Below are 14,899 nucleotides of genomic sequence, written 5' to 3'. Positions count from 1 at the left end.
CGCGGAGCCCCGCCGTCGAGAACCTCGCCGCGAGGAGCCCCGCCGCCGGAAACCTCGCCGCGAGGAGCCCCGCCGCGCGGAGCCCCGCCGGCCACCGCGTCCCCGCTCGCCGAGCCCACCAGTTCGGCACCGAGCCGATCCGCGGCGGCGGAGAGCACGGCGAGTTCGCCGAGCAGACCGCTGACCCTGTCCCGCTCGGCGGCGACGCGGGCGCCGCTGCGGGCGGCCTCGCGCCGCGTGCCGGCGCGGGCGACGTCCCCGCCGAGACGGAACAGCGTCGCCGCGGCCGTGTCGATGGCCGCCTCGGCGACGCGCGCGTCGTCGAGCAGGTCGCGGGCGCGCGCGGCGAGGTCGGGTCCGTCCGGCGTGGCCATGCTGAGGTGCCTGTCAGTCGACGACGACAAGGGCCAGCCCGAAGTCACCGGCGTCGTCGGTCCACACGGGCCCGCGGAGGAAGCCGTGCCCCGCGAGTTCGTCCATGAGGGCGTACGGCTCGAACTTCCGCGCGATCTCGGTGCGGATGCCCGCCCCGACGTCGAGGGTCCGGGAGCGCCCCAGCGTCGGGAAGTCGATGCGCACGTCGCGGATGGCCCGCAGCCACATCTCGATCCTGCTCTCCTCGGCGTTCCACACCGCCTCGTGCCGAAAATCCCTGCGGTCCAGGCCCCGGGCCTCGACAGTGCGGGAGATGACGTCGAGCATGTTGAGGTTGAACTCCGCGGTGACACCGTCGGCGTCGTTGTAGGCCGCGACCAGGCGCGCGGGGTCCTTGACCAGGTCGAAGCCCAGTCCCAGGCGGTCGCCGGGGTCCATGACGCCGCGCAGCATGTCGAGGAAGTCCGCACGCTGGGCTTCGCTGAAGTTTCCGACCGTCCCGCCGAGGAACAGCACGAGCCGGCCGCCAGGTTCGCCGGGCAGGGGCCCGTCGAGGGCGGTGAGGTCGGCGACGACGGGCTCGACCCGCAGGCCCGGATACTCGGCGGCGAGGGCGCGGGCGGAGTCGAAGAGCATCTCGGTGGAGATGTCGACGGGCACGAAGAGCGGCGACGCCTCGGCCGCCGCGCCGGCGGGAGGGGCAGCGCCGGCGGGAGGGGCAGCGCCGGCGGGAGCGGCAGCGCCGGCGGGAGGGGCAGTGGTGCGGCGACTGAACACGTCGAGCAGTACCCGCGTCTTCTCACAGGTGCCGGCCCCGAGCTCGACCATGGTGCTCGCGTCGCCGACGATGTCCACGGCCCGCGACCGCAGGATCTCGGCCTCCGCGCGGGTGGGGTAGTACTCGGCCAGCCGGGTGATCCGGTCGAACAGCAGGCTGCCCTTCTCGTCGTAGAACCACCGCGGCGGCACGGTCGGCGGGTCCGAGAAGAAGCCCTCGCGCAGGTCCGATTCGAGGGCGGCGGTATCGGGATCGGCAGGGCTCGTCGTCGTCGCCGGCGGACCCGGGGCCCCCGCGACGTCGGTAGGCGCGATCACGTCCCCACGCGCGGCGGCCCCGCCCACGGCGTCCCCACGCGCGGCGGCCTCGCCATCGGCCTCCCCACGCGCGGCGGCCACGTGTACGGAATCCCGGCGCGCGCCGGTCACCGCGCGAGCCTCAGGCCGGCGGCCGCCCACCGCGACGCGGCGGGGAAGAAGTTGCGGTACGTGTGCCGCGTGTGGCCGGCGGGCGTGAGGGCGCTGCCGCCGCGCAGGACGTGCTGGTCGGACATGAACTTGCCGTTGTACTCGCCGGCCGCGCCCTCCTCGGTGACGAAGCCGGGGTACGGCAGGTAGGCGCTCGAGGTCCACTCCCACACGCCGCCGATCGTGCGGTCGGCGACGGTCCGCGGGTGGCACCGGTCGGGGTCGAGCTCGTCGCGGATCTCCCAGCCGGTGGTGGCGACCTCCCACTCGAACTCGGTGGGCAGCCGCGCCCCGGCCCAGCGCGCGTAGGCGTCGGCCTCGTAGAAGGACACGTGGAGGACGGGCTCGGCGTCGACGACCGGCCGCCGCCCGCTGAGCGTGAAGGTGGTCCATTCGCCGTCGACGGCGCTGGCGGCGTCGGCGCGCGCGTCACCCGTCCCGTCTTCGCGCCGCCAGTACCCGGGCGCGTCCCAGCCCTCGGCCTGCACGGTCGCCCACCCGTCCGACAGCCAGAACTCGGGACGTGAGTAACCGCCGTCGGCCATGAACCGCTTCCACTCGCCGACGGTGACCTGGCGAGTGGCGACCTCGCCGCCCGGGATCCACACGCGGTGGCGGGGCCGCTCGTTGTCGTAGGAGAACCCCCCGGGCGGTGCGTGGCCGTCGAGTGCGTGGCCGTCGGGTCCGTCGCCGCCCGCGGGATCGGGCGCGCCGATCTGCGCGACCCCCTCGACGACGGCGAGCCAGTCCGTCTCCCCCGGCGTCGCCACGGCCGGGTCGGCGGGCCTGTCGACGTACACGGGATCGGTCGGGTTGTGGGAGAACAGGTGCTTGATGTCCATGAGCAGCAGTTCCTGGTGCTGCTGCTCGTGGTGGCAGCCCAGCTCGAGCAGTTCGAGGCCGCGCTCGTCGACGTCGCCCGCCTCGAGCGCCGCGACCACGGCCTCGTCGACCCGCGCCCGGAAGTCGGCGATCTCCGCGACCGACGGCCGCGTGATGAGTCCGCGCTCGGGGCGCGGCTGCCGGGGACCGACCGCCTCGTAGTAGGAGTTGAACAGGAAGCGGAACACCGGCTCCGGCGAGGAGTACCCGGGCACCCGACCCAGCACGAACTCTTCGAAGAACCACGTGGTGTGCGCGCGGTGCCACGCCGCGGGGCTGGCGGCGGTCATGGACTGGGGGATCTGGTCCTCGGCACTGAGGCGGGACGCGAGCAGATCCGTGAGCCGGCGGACCCGGAGGAATCTCTCGACGATGCTCCCCGTGCGAGGAGCGGTGCTGACGGAGCCGACTGTCATGGGATCCCCCGTGGTTCGTGGTCGACGGCAGGCGGTCTGGGACGGGGACCGGTCGGCCCCCGGCGTTTCCGCCACCCTAGCCACGGCCTCCGGCACCGCCCACCGATTCGTTAGTCGAACGGGATGCCGGCCGCCGTCCCGCCGCGTTCGGCGGCGGCGTCTCGGCGCGCGGCGGCGTCGTTGCGCCGCTCGTGCTCGAGCAGCCGCAGTCGGTACTCCGGGCAGTTGCCCATTCCGCCGTCGGCGCGGATCACGCGGTGGACGGGGATGACGAACGGCACCGGCACGATGCTGCACAGCCGGCCCACCCGCCGGGCGTTGCGTGGTCGTCCGGCGTCCACGCTGATCTGCCCGTACGTGGATGTCTCGCCGTACGGGATGCGCTGGATCTCGCGGTAGACCTCGCGCGAGAACTCGTCGTGAACGCCGGCGGCGGCCCAGTCGAGCGGGACGTCGAAGCCGCGTAGCTCGCCGGCCAGGTAGGCCATCACCTGACGCGCGAGTCGGTTCAGATGCCCACCAGCGCCGCCGGGCCCGCTGTCGGGGTCCTCGTCGTCGTCCCCTCCCCGTCCGTCACCGTGTTTCACGTCGAACCATGCGTCGACCGCGTGGAGTTCGCTCTCGTCGACCTGCTGCAGACGTGACACTCCCACGGCCGTGGCCTCGACGATCATGAGGCCGGCCGCGGTCTCGAGCAGCCGCGCGGCGACGCCGGGCGTCCGGGCCGCGCGCACGCTCACACCACGCTCGGACGGTCCGGGTTGGTGACGTCGGCGTCGGCGGTATCGAGCTTCTCGAACAGGGCGTCGGCACCGTCGCGACCGATCGCGGACATCTCCGCGGTGGTGATGGGCACGGCCTGCAGGCGCGTGAGCAGGGGGCCGGCGCCGTCGGGGCCGCCGGTCTCGTCGACGACCTGCAGTTCCGGCCACAGGAACGGCGGCGTGAGGACGAGGTGCTCGCAGCGACGCCCGGGATCGACCAGGCCGACCGCGTTGGGGATCACCGCGCCGGGCGCCACGTGGATCGAGCCGGTCGCCACTGCCAGCGCGCAGGCGTCCAGGACGTCGGCCATCGCGCGGTGCCCCGTGCGGCCGACCGTGACGAACTCACTGCGGATCTGACGCCCTTCGGGCGTGGTGACGTTGGTGGGCAGCTCCCGCGCGCCGATGGTGGCGTAGGTGGAGAAGCCGACGGCGGGGACGTTGTCGACGACGACGATGTCGCAGTGCCATTCGGTGGTCTTCCCCTCCTCGTCCGGCTCGGTCTCGTGCGGGTAGCGCAGGACGCGGACCTTGTCCTTGCCGCCGAGGATGCCCTCGAGGCCGGAGAGATCGGCCGTGTCCGGGCCGGGGAGGGTGTTCTCGTCGCTCATGCCAGTGCTCGCAGACGTGGTTCGAGGTCGGCCTCGAACAGGTCGAGGAAGCGCTTCTGGTCGTGACCGGGTGCGTGGAAGACCAGGTGGTTGAGGCCCGCGTCGACGTACTGCTTGACCTGCTCCACGGCGTCGTCCGGGTCCGAGGCGACGATCCAGCGCTTGGCGACCTGCTCGATCGGCAGCTCGTCGGCCAGGCGCTCCATCTCTCGCGGCGAGTCCACCGAGTGCTTCTGCTCCGGCGTCAGGCTCAGCGGCGCCCAGAAGCGGCAGTTCTCCAGGGCTTTCTCCGGGTCGGGGTCGTAGCTGATCTTGATCTCGATCATCCGGTCGATCGTCGAGGAGTCACGCTCGTTGATCCGCGCGCCCTCCTCGACCGCGGGCAGGAGCTTGTCCGTGTAGAGCTCCATACCCTTGCCGGAGGTGCAGATGAAGCCGTCGCCGACGCGACCGGCGTACTTGGCCACGACCGGGCCACCCGCGGCGATGTAGACCGGCACGCCGCCCTCGGGAACGTCATAGAGGAACGCGTCCTTGGTGGAGTAGAAGTCGCCGGAGAAGCTGGTGGTCTCACCCGTCCAGAGCTCACGCATGAGGCGGACGGACTCCCGCAGTCGCGCGAAGCGCTCCTTGAACTCCGGCCACTCGCCCCGGTGGCCCGTGGCGATCTCGTTGAGCGCCTCACCGGTGCCCACGCCGAGGAAGACGCGCCCCGGATAGAGGCACGCCATGGTGGCGAACGCCTGGGCCAGTACCGCGGGGTTGTAGCGGAACGTCGGGGTGAGCACGGAGGTGCCCAGCTGGATGGTGCTGGTTCGCTCCCCTACGGCCGTGAGCCAGGCCAGGGAGAACGGGGCGTGGCCGCCGTCGTGGCGCCAGGGCTGGAAGTGGTCGGAGACCGTGGCCGAGTCCATGCCCGCCTGCTCCGCCATCACCGCGAACTCCACGAGATCGCGCGGCCCGAACTGCTCGGCCGAGGCCTTGTATCCGAGCTTGAGGGAGGGGGTGTCGGGCATCGGCTTCTCCTACGTCTAGGCGTGTGGCCAGGTGTACGTCGACGTTGTTCACTGGGGCGTTCACAGCGGCGTTCGCGGTGGCGTTCGTTGCGGCGTTCGTTGCGGCGTTCGTTGCGGCGTTCGTTGCGGCGTTCGTTGCGGCGTTCGTTGCGGCGGCACTCCGTCGCGCGGGCCACTGCGCCGAGTATGCCAGTGGCCTGCGACACTCGTAGCGCCCTGTCCCCACCTCGACGCTCCGAGGTCGCCTCGGCGCGGAAGGTGCACGGGTAGCCGACGCGTCAGCGCCCCGGCCGCGACATGGCCGCCGGAACATCTGATGAGATCGGCCACACGCCGCGGGTTGCTGTAACGACTACGGCCGCGTCAGCAATATTCTTCGTGAACCGGAAGTCACCGCGCATCGCGTGGCCAGGGTGCCCTCCCCTGAACCGACCTCCGGGCGAGCGCACGTTCGGAGGAGTCATGCGGACCAGGCACGCGGCCACCGCCCTGGTGACCCTCGCCGCCTCCTCCGCCTGCGCCCTCGGCACCACGCTGATCCTCCAGGATCGGCAAGAGCAGGCCCGCGAATCCGAGCTCCGCAGTTCCGCCTGGTCCGTCCAGGCGTCCACCGACTTCGGCACCACCTGGACCGCGCCCATCTCCTCCTACGGTGGCCACTTCCCCGTCCGAGTCGACACCGCCGGCCTGCGGGACCGCTCCGCCTACCAGCCGCTCACCCTCCGCACGAGCGTCGACTCGCGCGACGACGCCCACGTGGCGATCGGCGAGGGCGTCCTCGTGGACGGCGACCCGGCCACCGCCGCCGACGTCCGGATCCGGGCGGTCGCCTCCCGCGGAGGCGCATGTGCGGCGCCGGCCTTCCGCCTCGACTCGGACAACGTCCTCGCCGGGGACGGTGAGGAACCGGTGCCCGTCGGCGCCCCCACCTCCGACGTCCCGCTGATCCTGCCCGGCGCCACCCGCACCACGCCCGGCGCAGCGGTGACCGTGTGCCTCGAACTGAGCATGGACGCCAACTCCCCGGCGCCCGACTCGGTCCTCACGCTGGCGTGGCCCGTGGATATCGCCCGCAGCGACGCCACCGACTGAATCGCCCGCCCGGTCGCCCGCCCGGTCGGCTACTCAACCGCCGGCGGCCTCGTCGTAGATCCGCGCATAGGCCGCGATGACGCTCGTCGGATCAGCGCCCGCGACCCGCGGCGGGACGGCCCGGGGATTCTCCAACGCCGCCCGGACCGCCACCCCCACCGCGGACGGATCGCGGGGATCGTAGACCTCCCCGGAATGATCACCCGGATCGCAACGGTCGAACCACTGCTCCCGCAGGCACCCCACCGCCGGGAACACCGGCGACACGCCCAGGTCGCGGCACAACTCCAACCAGGTGAAATGGGTGGCGAACCGGTGCGGCAACACGCACACGTCGAGCGCGGCGAACTCGGGCAGCAACGGCGCCAGGTCCAACGACTCGTACCTCACCAACCGCACCGACTTCCAGCCGCCCTCGGCCGCCAGCTCCGCCACCAGATGGTGCCCGCCGGCCTCGCGGTCCTCGCCGCACGCGTCGCGCCACGCCTGCGCCTCCACGACGATCCGCAGGTGCGCGCCCCGCCGCCCGTGGGCGACGGGCGCCAGCTGGTCCAGCAGCTCCGGGCCGTCGATGTTCTCGCCCATCCGCTCCAGCAACACCCCCACCACCACCGGATCGCCGGGACCGCGCAGGTGCTTGCCGGCGCGGATGGCGGAGGAGACCTCGTCCTCGTCCAGCAGCCGCGGGTGCGGCACGACCACCGGTTCGACGCCCCACCGCACCCACAGTTCGTGCGCCGCCACCTCGGTCAGCGTGACCACGGCAGCGGCGGCCTCGACCAGTGTGCCGGTGTGATCCCGGTGCGGGAGTTCGTCCTCGTGGGACGGGTAGACGATGTCGTGGACGGTGAGCACCATCGGCACGCCGGCCCGCGCCAGGTGCTCCACCACCCCGTCCACGCTCTCGGGCTCGAGGTAGTCGTACCCGAAGTGCACGTGCACCAGGTCGACGTCCCGCAGCGGATCGGCGTCCCGGTGGATCTCGCCGGAGGCGTCGGACTCCGGGTCGAGCTCGGCGGGGGTCACCGCCTCGGCCGGGGTGTGCCCGTTGACGACGCCGGGCCGCACGGGCACGAGCTCCACGTGCTCGGCCCCGTCCAGGCCGATGATGCGGCGCACGGCCGGATGTGCGGCGGGTAGCACCGCCACCCTCGTCCGCGACCCGCCACCCAGGACGCTCATAAGCGTCAGTCTAGACCGCGGCGCAGGTCCTCGATCAGATCTCCGACATACTCCAGGCCCACCGAGAGGCGGATGACGTTGTCGCCGATCCCGACCGCGGCACGGGCCTCGGGCTCCATGGACGCGTGGGTCGTCGTCGCCGGATGGGTCACGAGCGTCTTGGCGTCGCCCAGGTTGTTGGAGATGTCGATGACCTGAAGCGCGTTGAGCAGGGCGAAGCACTCCTTCTTGCCGTGGCCGCCCTCGCCGTCGTCGCCCTGCTCGTACTTCAACCCGAAGGTCACCACGGACCCGCCGCCGGACATCTGCGCGCGCGCCAGCTCGTACTGGGGATGGGACTCGAGCATCGGGTACGTCACCCAGTCCACCGCCGGGTGGGACTTGAGGAACCGCGCCACCTCGAGCGCGTTGGCGGACATCCGCTCCACGCGCAGGGACATGGTCTCCAGGCCCTTGACCAGCACCCACGCGTTGAACGCGCTCATACCGAACCCGGCGTGGCGCATGAGGTTCTGCACCGGACCGGTGATGTACTCCTCGGTCCCCAGGACGGCGCCGCCGAGGACGCGGCCCTGACCGTCGATGTGCTTGGTGGTGGAGTACACCACCACGTCCGCGCCCAGCTCGAGCGGCTTCTGGTGCAGGACGGTGGCGAAGACGTTGTCCACCACGACCTGCGCGCCGGCCGCGTGGGCCAGCTCGCACACCGCGCGGACGTCGACCAGCTCCTGCATGGGGTTGGAGGGGGTCTCGAAGAAGACGGCGTCGGTGGGCTCGGACAGCGCCTCGCGCCACTGGTCGAGGTCGGCGCCGTCGACGAACACCGTCTCCACGCCCCAGCGCGGCAGGATCTCCGCGCAGATCACGTAGCAGGAGCCGAACAGCGCGCGGGAGGCCACGAGCCGGGACCCGTTGCCGCACAGTGCGGCCAGCGCCACGAACACCGCGGACATGCCGGAGCTGGTGGCGAAGCACGCCTCGGCGCCCTCGATCTGGCGCAGTCGCTCCTGGAACATCGCGACGGTGGGGTTGCCGTAGCGGGAGTAGACGAAGCGCTGCTTCTCGCCGTTGAACGACGCCTCGGCCGCCTCGGCGGACTCGTACACGTAGCCGGAGTTGAGGAACATCGGCTCGGTGGTCTCCTCGAAGGCCGTGCGCATCTGGCCGGCGCGGACCCCCAGGGTGTCGGGGTGGAGACCTTCGGGGAGCTCGTTGTTCTTCATCCGCTGCTTTCTGTGTACTGGTGTGTGTGGGCGGGCCGTGCGTGCGTGTGTGGCGGTGCGGGTCAGGACTGGCGCCAGGCCAGGCCCGCGACCTTCCAACCGTTGACCGTGCCGCGGTGCCCCTCGGCGTCGGGGTCGCCCTCGAAGCCGCCGGCCACGTTGTAGGCGACGCCGTAGCCGGCGGCGGTGGCGACCCGGGCCGCGGCCGCCGACCGGTGCCCGCTGCGGCACAGGAACAGCACGGGCGCGTCGGGCTCGACGCCGGCCTCGCCCAGCTGTTCCACGAACCGGGCGTTGGGCTGGCCGGCCGAGGTCATCCACTCGATGCCCAGCGTGCGCTTGCCGAGCTCCGACAGATCGGCGCCGCCGACCCACTGCCATTCGGCGCTCGTGCGGACGTCCACCAGCACGGCGTCGGGATCGGAGGCGAGCAGTTCCCAGGCCTGGCGGGGCGGTAGGTCCCCGGCGTAGTCGCTCATGGTGTCGATTATGCTCCCCCGACGCCCGATCGGCGGGGTCGAGGTACCCGGGTGGCCGTTCTGTGCGACGATCCGGATATGACGCCGTTCACAGATCACCCCTACCGTGTGGCCGTCGTCGGGTCCGGCCCGGCGGGCGTGTACGCGTGCGAGGCCCTGCTGGACTGGAGCGACTCGAGCGATCCGTCGGGGCGCGGGATCGTGGTGGACCTGCTCGACCGCCTGCCCGTGCCGTACGGGTTGCTGCGTCACGGCGTGGCCCCGGATCACCCCCGCATCAAGGGCATCGCGCGGACGCTCGAGGGGATCGCCGCGGATCCGCGCATCCGGTTCCTGGGCAACGTGGAGTTCGGCCGCGACCTGACGGTGGAGGACGTGCGGCGCTTCTACCACGCGGTCGTGTTCTCCACCGGCGCGCTGACCGACCGTCGGCTGGGCGTCCCGGGCGAGGACCTGGAGGGATCGTACGGGGCCGCCGAGTTCGTCACCTGGTACGACGGTCACCCCGATTCGCACCCGGAGTGGGCGCTCACCGCCGAGCGGGCGGCCGTGGTCGGCGTGGGGAACGTCGCCCTGGACGTGGCGCGCATGTTGGTGCGCAGTCCGGAGCAGCTCGAGCCGACGGACATCCCCGCCCACGTGCGGGAGGGCTTCGGCACCAACGTGACGCGCGTGGTGTCGGTGATCGGGCGCCGTGGCCCGGCGCACGCCAAGTTCACGCCCCTGGAGCTGCGGGAGATGGCCAAGGTGGAGGGCGTCACCGTGGTGGTGGACCCCGACGATCTGGAGTACGACGACGAGGCGCGCGCCCTCCGCGACGGCGATCGCCGGGTGGGGCAGGTGTGCGCGCAACTCGAGAAATGGGTCGGGGCGCAGCGCGAGGCCGGGCTCGAGACGGCGGATGAGGCCGAGGCCGCCGCGCTCGCGGCCGGCGGGAAGGTGGTGCGGTTCCGCTTCCACCGGTCCCCGGTCGAGATCGTGGGCGACGACGGCCGGGTCACCGGGTTGCGACTGGAGATCACCGAGCCGGATCCCGCGCCGGCCGGGGCCGAGGCGTCCGGCGCGGCCGCGGCCACGGGGTCGGCCGCGGGGTCGGCCGTCGGCCGGGTGCGCGGCACGGGCCGCTTCGAGGATCTGCCGGTCGAGGCCGTGTACCGAGCGGTCGGTTACCGCTCCGCCGCCCTGGAGGGCGTGCCGTTCGACCACTCGCGGGCGACCATCCCCAACGACGGCGGACGAGTGCTCGACGCGCCGGGCGGGGATCACCTGCCGGGGTTGTTCACGGCGGGGTGGGTCAAGCGCGGGCCCTCCGGCGTCATCGGCACCAACCGGTCGTGCGCCGTGGAGACGGTCGGTCATCTGACCACCGAACTCGAGTCCGGCACGCTACCCGAGCCCGCCGACCCCGATCCGTCCGTCGTGCGCGACCTGCTCGCCGACCGAGGCGTGGACGTCGTCGACGGCGACGCCTGGCTGGCGATCGACGCCCACGAGCGTGAGCTCGGCGAGTCGGCCGGCCGCGAGCGCACCAAGCTGCCGGGACGGGCGGAGATGCTCGACATCGCCCGCTCCTCGCGGGCTACTCGATCCCGCTGACGAGCCGGCCGATCTCCGTCAGCGACACCGTCCCCGGGTCGAGATAGCGCGAGTGTGCGGTGCGCACCGCCTCCGGTCCCGCGCCCGGCTCGGTGACGTCCACGGGACGGCCGCCGAACTCGTCGGTCCCCGGCCGCTCGCCGAGCACGCCCGTGATCGACCACCACGGGACGGGATCCCAGCGTGAGGCCACCGCCACCACGTCGTCGTCGACCGCCGGACGGCTGACGCCGGCCTCGTCCACCCACTGCCGGTCGAGCGACTCGACACCCGCCCCGGGGCTGCCGACGTGGATCATCAGGTCGGCCGCGAGCCCCTCGGGGTCCGCCGCGGCCGCGCCCAAGACCACCGAGCCGTAGCTGTAACCGATGGCCGCGTGCGGGGCGTCGTCGCCGTCCAGGCGCTCGACCGCGTCCAGCCCGGCCGCGTAGGTCCGGAGGTCGCCCGCGTGCGCCCACGCCGGGCCCGCGGAGGAGCCGGCGGAAACGATGCCGTCCGGCGCGTCATAGCCCTGCCACGACACCGCCACGCACGCCCCGGCCCCGTCCTCGTCCCCCGCGCCGGCCCGTTCCGCCGCACCCGCCGCCTCGCACACCGCGCCGGCCCGCTCGCCGGTGCGCCCGAGGTCGGCCAGCGAGGACCCCGTGCCCGGGACCAGCGTCACCACCCGCTCGGCGGAATCGGGGTCGGCACTGGCGACCACCGCCCGGCCGTCGGGGTGCAGGTCGAGAAGATGCCGCCGGGGGTCCTGCTCGAGATACGCGGCCAGCGCCGCCAGGTCCCGCGCCGCCTCGTCTGATGGCCGCCCACCGGTACCAGCACCGGAGCCGGCCCCCGCCGCGGACCCGGTCGCGTCGAGCAACCGCCGTAGCCGGGTCCGGTTGAGGGCGTCGCGCGTCGCCGACGACAACCCGGCCGCCGAGCCGAGCCCGGGGTGGTCGCGCGCCAGCCTCGCTCGGTCAGCGGGACCGAGCGAGTGCCACAACCGGGCGACCTCGCGAGGGTCGCCGTCGGTCGATCCCGAGAGGTCCAGGCACGGCCGCGTCGCGGGATCAACCCGGCCGGCGAGCCCGTCCGCCGCCTCCCGCAGACGCATGGCGAGGACCCGGTCGGCATCCTGCACCGCGACCGCGTCCCCGGTTCCGGGCTCGGCCGCCTCTGCGGCGGCCCACCCGGTCACCGCGCGGGCGAGCCGACTCCCCTCGACCCTGAGCACATCGGCCACGAAGAGGCAGTTCCCGGAGAGCATCAGCGCCTCGACGGCGGCATCGGCGGCCTCGCCGCGGGCCCGTTCCCCCGCCCGGCCCGACCACTCCCCGTCTGTCGCGCGCCCTCCGAGCCTGCGGGCGACCGAGTCCAGGTCCTCGGCGGAATCCGCGATCCGTCGGCCCACCTCCGCCGCCCGCGCGGCCGCCAGGTCGATCGCCGCGACCAGTCCGTCAGCCCCCTGCGCCGGCGACACGACCGGCCACCTCCTCGTCGGCCGCCGTCAGCAGGCCCGCCGCCCGCGCCATCCCGTCCGCCGACCGCTCCGTCTCCTCCGCGAGGTCGCGGGACCGGCGGGCGAGCAGCGCCGCACACTCGGCGAGCGCGCCGCGGCTGAGTAGTCCGACGCCACCCGCCTGTGCTGCGGACGCCACCGCGGACGCCTCCTCGAGCGCCGCGCTCAGCGACACCGCTCCCTCTGCCAACTCCCGCCCGGCCTCGCGGACTCGCGTGGCCTCCGCCGTCACCGCCACCTGATCGAACGCCAGCACGGCCGTCCCCAGCGGCCCCTGCGCCGCCGCGGCCGTCGTGCCCGCCACCACCGCCGCGGCCGCCGCATCCCCCACGGCCACCGCGCCTGTTCCCCCGTCCTGCCCTGCCATCGACCCCGCTCCCCTCCGGCCCGGCACTCCGCGCCGCTCGTCAGGTCACGCTAGGGGTCGGCACCGACACGAAGCCCTCGCCGCCAGGTGCCTGTGGACGGGGTCGACGACCATCCACAGGGGGCGTCACTCACTCGAGATCGGGCTGCGCGGCGTACCGGCCGCCGATGAACATCCGGGCCATCACCGCCCCGATCGCCACGAGGAAGACCACCAGCGCGACCGGGAGGATCCATGTCGGCATCGCGTCGCCCCCCCGACCTTGCGGCGAGCACGATGCCCACCTGCCCGGCCACCAGCAGGAGCAGCGTGACCGTCGTAATCAGCCACAGGTCCTCGCGCATCAACCGCTCGAACCGCCGCAGCCTCGGACCGGTGGCCGTCCACCACTCCTTGTTGGGCGCGTTGATCTGGCCCGGGGCCCACAACGCCAGCCGGGACAGCAGCGGCATCGGCAGCACCACGAGCAGCGGGATCAGCGCGGAGAACGCGAGCGCCCCGGTCCGACTGGACCAGCCGTCGGCCCGCCCGTCGGCGCCGAAGTGCGTCGGCACCCGCTCGGGCAGGACGGCCACCTGCCAGGCCAGCACTCCCAGCCACAGCAGGACCACACCCCCGGCCAGCACGAGAATCCACGGAGCCGTCGGCTCGGGCGGCAGATCGCGTGCGTCGTCGGCGGCGGACCTCGTCGTCGTCATCGAGCGGAGCCTTCCCACCTACTCGCGGTGACCGACGGCACCTACCTCACCACCGTCACGCGCGACGCGGCCTCGCGCGCCCGCTGGCGGGCGCCGTCCACGTCCTCCGCGGTCGCCACCGCCACACCCATCCGGCGGAACTCACTGGCCGACGGCTTGCCGAACAACCGCACGTCGACCTCCGGCACGGCCAGCGCCCGCGCCACGCCCTCGAAACCGACCGCGTCCACACGGCCCTCGCCGATCCCCGGGCCGCCGTAGATGACCGCCGACGCGCCCGGGCTGGCCATCGTCGTGACCACCGGCAGGCCGAGCACGGCGCGCGCGTGCATCTCGAACTCGCTGAGGACCTGACTGCGCAGCGTCACCAGGCCGGTGTCATGGGGGCGGGGGCTGACCTCGGAGAAGTAGACGTCGACGCCGTTGACGAACAACTCCACGCCGAACACCCCGACGCCGCCGAGCGCGCCGGTGATCCGCGCGGCCACCGAACGTGCGGAATCGTACGCGTCCTGGGTCATGGCCTGCGGCTGCCACGACTCCACGTAGTCGCCGCGCTCCTGGCGGTGGCCGATCGGCTCGCAGAAGTCGGTGCGGATCCGGCCCGTCTCCGGGTCCACACTGCGGACGGTGAGCAGGGTGATCTCGTACTCGAAGTCCACGAACGACTCCACGATCACGCGCGCCCCCGCGACGCGGGCACCCGACTGCGCGTACTGCCACGCACCCTCGATGTCCTCGGGACCGTGCAGGGTGGACTGGCCTTTACCCGACGACGACATGGTGGGCTTGACCAGGCACGGGAACCCGATGGCCTCGCACGCGTCCTGAAGCTCTTCGAGGGAGGAGGCGAACGCGTAGCGGCTCGTGGGCAGGCCCAGCTCCTCGGCCGCGAGGCGGCGGATGCCCTCCCGGTCCATGGTCAGCCGCACCGCGCGCGCGGTGGGCACGACCCGGGCCAGCCCGTCCTGCTCGATCTGCGCGAGCGCGGCGGTGGCGATGGCCTCGATCTCCGGCAGAATCACCTCGGGCCGCTCGAGTTCCACGACACGGCGCACCTCGTCGGCGTCGGTCATGTCGATGGTGTGGGCCCGGTGAGCGACCTGATGGGCGGGTGCGCCGTCGTAGCGGTCGACCGCGACGACCTCCACACCCAGCCGCTGCAGCGCGATCGTCACCTCCTTGCCCAACTCCCCCGAGCCGAGCAGCATCACGCGGGTCGCGGTCGGCGTGCCCGGCGTGCCGAAGCGGTCCACGGCGGGCGGGGCGAGGGGATCGTGAGCGGCGGTCATGGCACACAGGCTAGTAGGCCTGCGGTGCCGATCCTGTCCCGGCCGAACGAACGCACGGGCCCCGGCACCGTGTGGCGCCGGGGACCGGGCTGGTACGCGGTGAGCTGAGCCGAGATCACTCCACCGGCTCGAGCGGCGGGAGCTCGCCGGTGTCATCCCC

15 protein-coding genes are annotated in these 14,899 nt (G+C 73.1%); 2 read left to right on the top strand and 13 right to left on the bottom strand.

Going from position 1 to position 14,899, the window contains the following annotated elements:
* The 6 genes from DPA01S_RS14410 to fgd form a co-directional block, all read right to left on the bottom strand.
* Positions 1-374 (bottom strand): hypothetical protein (locus DPA01S_RS14410; RefSeq protein WP_439950990.1); only part of this gene is annotated, 374 nt, incomplete at its 3' end.
* Positions 375-387: 13 nt separating this feature from the next.
* Entirely contained in the window at positions 388-1,581 is a 1,194-nt protein-coding gene (locus tag DPA01S_RS14405; protein ID WP_232303177.1) for an L-histidine N(alpha)-methyltransferase, read from the bottom strand.
* Positions 1,578-2,918, bottom strand: a complete 1,341-nt coding sequence (gene egtB / locus DPA01S_RS14400; protein WP_061917338.1) for an ergothioneine biosynthesis protein EgtB — start codon at positions 2,916-2,918, stop codon at positions 1,578-1,580. The genes DPA01S_RS14405 and egtB overlap by 4 nt, the downstream gene beginning before the upstream one ends.
* Positions 2,919-3,028: 110 nt before the next feature.
* Positions 3,029-3,658 carry a methylated-DNA--[protein]-cysteine S-methyltransferase gene (locus DPA01S_RS14395; protein ID WP_061917335.1) on the bottom strand — a complete coding sequence of 210 codons (630 nt, stop codon included), beginning with the start codon at positions 3,656-3,658 and terminating at the stop codon, positions 3,029-3,031.
* Positions 3,655-4,293 (bottom strand): suppressor of fused domain protein, encoded by a 639-nt coding sequence (locus DPA01S_RS14390; protein ID WP_061227917.1) that lies wholly within the window; start codon positions 4,291-4,293, stop codon positions 3,655-3,657. Before DPA01S_RS14390 ends, DPA01S_RS14395 begins: the two co-directional genes overlap by 4 nt.
* Complete coding sequence (gene fgd / locus DPA01S_RS14385; protein WP_061227916.1) at positions 4,290-5,309, bottom strand: glucose-6-phosphate dehydrogenase (coenzyme-F420); 1,020 nt, start codon at positions 5,307-5,309, stop codon at positions 4,290-4,292. Before fgd ends, DPA01S_RS14390 begins: the two co-directional genes overlap by 4 nt.
* 462 nt (positions 5,310-5,771) lie before the next feature.
* Between fgd and DPA01S_RS14375 the strand changes: the two genes are divergently transcribed.
* Complete coding sequence (locus tag DPA01S_RS14375) at positions 5,772-6,401, top strand: hypothetical protein (RefSeq protein WP_061917328.1); 630 nt, start codon at positions 5,772-5,774, stop codon at positions 6,399-6,401.
* 33 nt (positions 6,402-6,434) lie between these two features.
* On the opposite strand, the gene DPA01S_RS14370 is transcribed toward DPA01S_RS14375, so the two are convergent.
* From DPA01S_RS14370 to DPA01S_RS14360, 3 genes are all read right to left on the bottom strand, one after another.
* Positions 6,435-7,583, bottom strand: a complete 1,149-nt coding sequence (locus DPA01S_RS14370; RefSeq protein ID WP_232303176.1) for a glycosyltransferase family protein — start codon at positions 7,581-7,583, stop codon at positions 6,435-6,437.
* Positions 7,584-7,588: 5 nt separating this feature from the next.
* Entirely contained in the window at positions 7,589-8,806 is a 1,218-nt protein-coding gene (locus DPA01S_RS14365) for an O-succinylhomoserine sulfhydrylase (RefSeq protein ID WP_061917325.1), read from the bottom strand.
* A gap of 62 nt (positions 8,807-8,868) precedes the next feature.
* Positions 8,869-9,285 (bottom strand): rhodanese-like domain-containing protein, encoded by a 417-nt coding sequence (locus DPA01S_RS14360; protein ID WP_061917322.1) that lies wholly within the window; start codon positions 9,283-9,285, stop codon positions 8,869-8,871.
* Positions 9,286-9,363: 78 nt separating this feature from the next.
* On the opposite strand from DPA01S_RS14360, the gene DPA01S_RS14355 reads away from it, so the two are divergent.
* Positions 9,364-10,881: an FAD-dependent oxidoreductase gene (locus tag DPA01S_RS14355; protein ID WP_061917319.1), complete on the top strand. Its 1,518-nt coding sequence runs from the start codon at positions 9,364-9,366 to the stop codon at positions 10,879-10,881.
* Here the strand turns inward: DPA01S_RS14355 and DPA01S_RS14350 are convergent.
* From DPA01S_RS14350 to purT, 4 genes are read right to left on the bottom strand one after another with little or no spacing between them, the layout of a single operon-like run.
* Positions 10,865-12,343 (bottom strand): alpha/beta hydrolase, encoded by a 1,479-nt coding sequence (locus tag DPA01S_RS14350; RefSeq protein WP_061917316.1) that lies wholly within the window; start codon positions 12,341-12,343, stop codon positions 10,865-10,867. The two genes, DPA01S_RS14355 and DPA01S_RS14350, sit on opposite strands and share 17 nt — an antisense overlap.
* Positions 12,321-12,749 (bottom strand): hypothetical protein, encoded by a 429-nt coding sequence (locus DPA01S_RS14345; protein ID WP_153038680.1) that lies wholly within the window; start codon positions 12,747-12,749, stop codon positions 12,321-12,323. The genes DPA01S_RS14350 and DPA01S_RS14345 overlap by 23 nt, the downstream gene beginning before the upstream one ends.
* 50 nt (positions 12,750-12,799) lie before the next feature.
* Positions 12,800-13,447, bottom strand: coding sequence for a DUF1648 domain-containing protein (locus tag DPA01S_RS16490; RefSeq protein WP_232303175.1), 648 nt, complete (start codon positions 13,445-13,447; stop codon positions 12,800-12,802).
* 41 nt (positions 13,448-13,488) lie between these two features.
* Positions 13,489-14,739 carry a formate-dependent phosphoribosylglycinamide formyltransferase gene (gene purT, locus DPA01S_RS14335; RefSeq protein ID WP_061227907.1) on the bottom strand — a complete coding sequence of 417 codons (1,251 nt, stop codon included), beginning with the start codon at positions 14,737-14,739 and terminating at the stop codon, positions 13,489-13,491.
* Positions 14,740-14,899 lie beyond the last annotated feature (160 nt).

The sequence above is a fragment of the Dietzia papillomatosis NBRC 105045 genome (genome assembly GCF_001570845.1).
In the GTDB taxonomy this organism is placed as follows: Bacteria; Actinomycetota; Actinomycetes; order Mycobacteriales; family Mycobacteriaceae; genus Dietzia; species Dietzia cinnamea.
The sequence above is the reverse complement of the archived record's forward strand: the minus strand, read 5'-3'. Positions and strand labels throughout refer to the sequence as shown.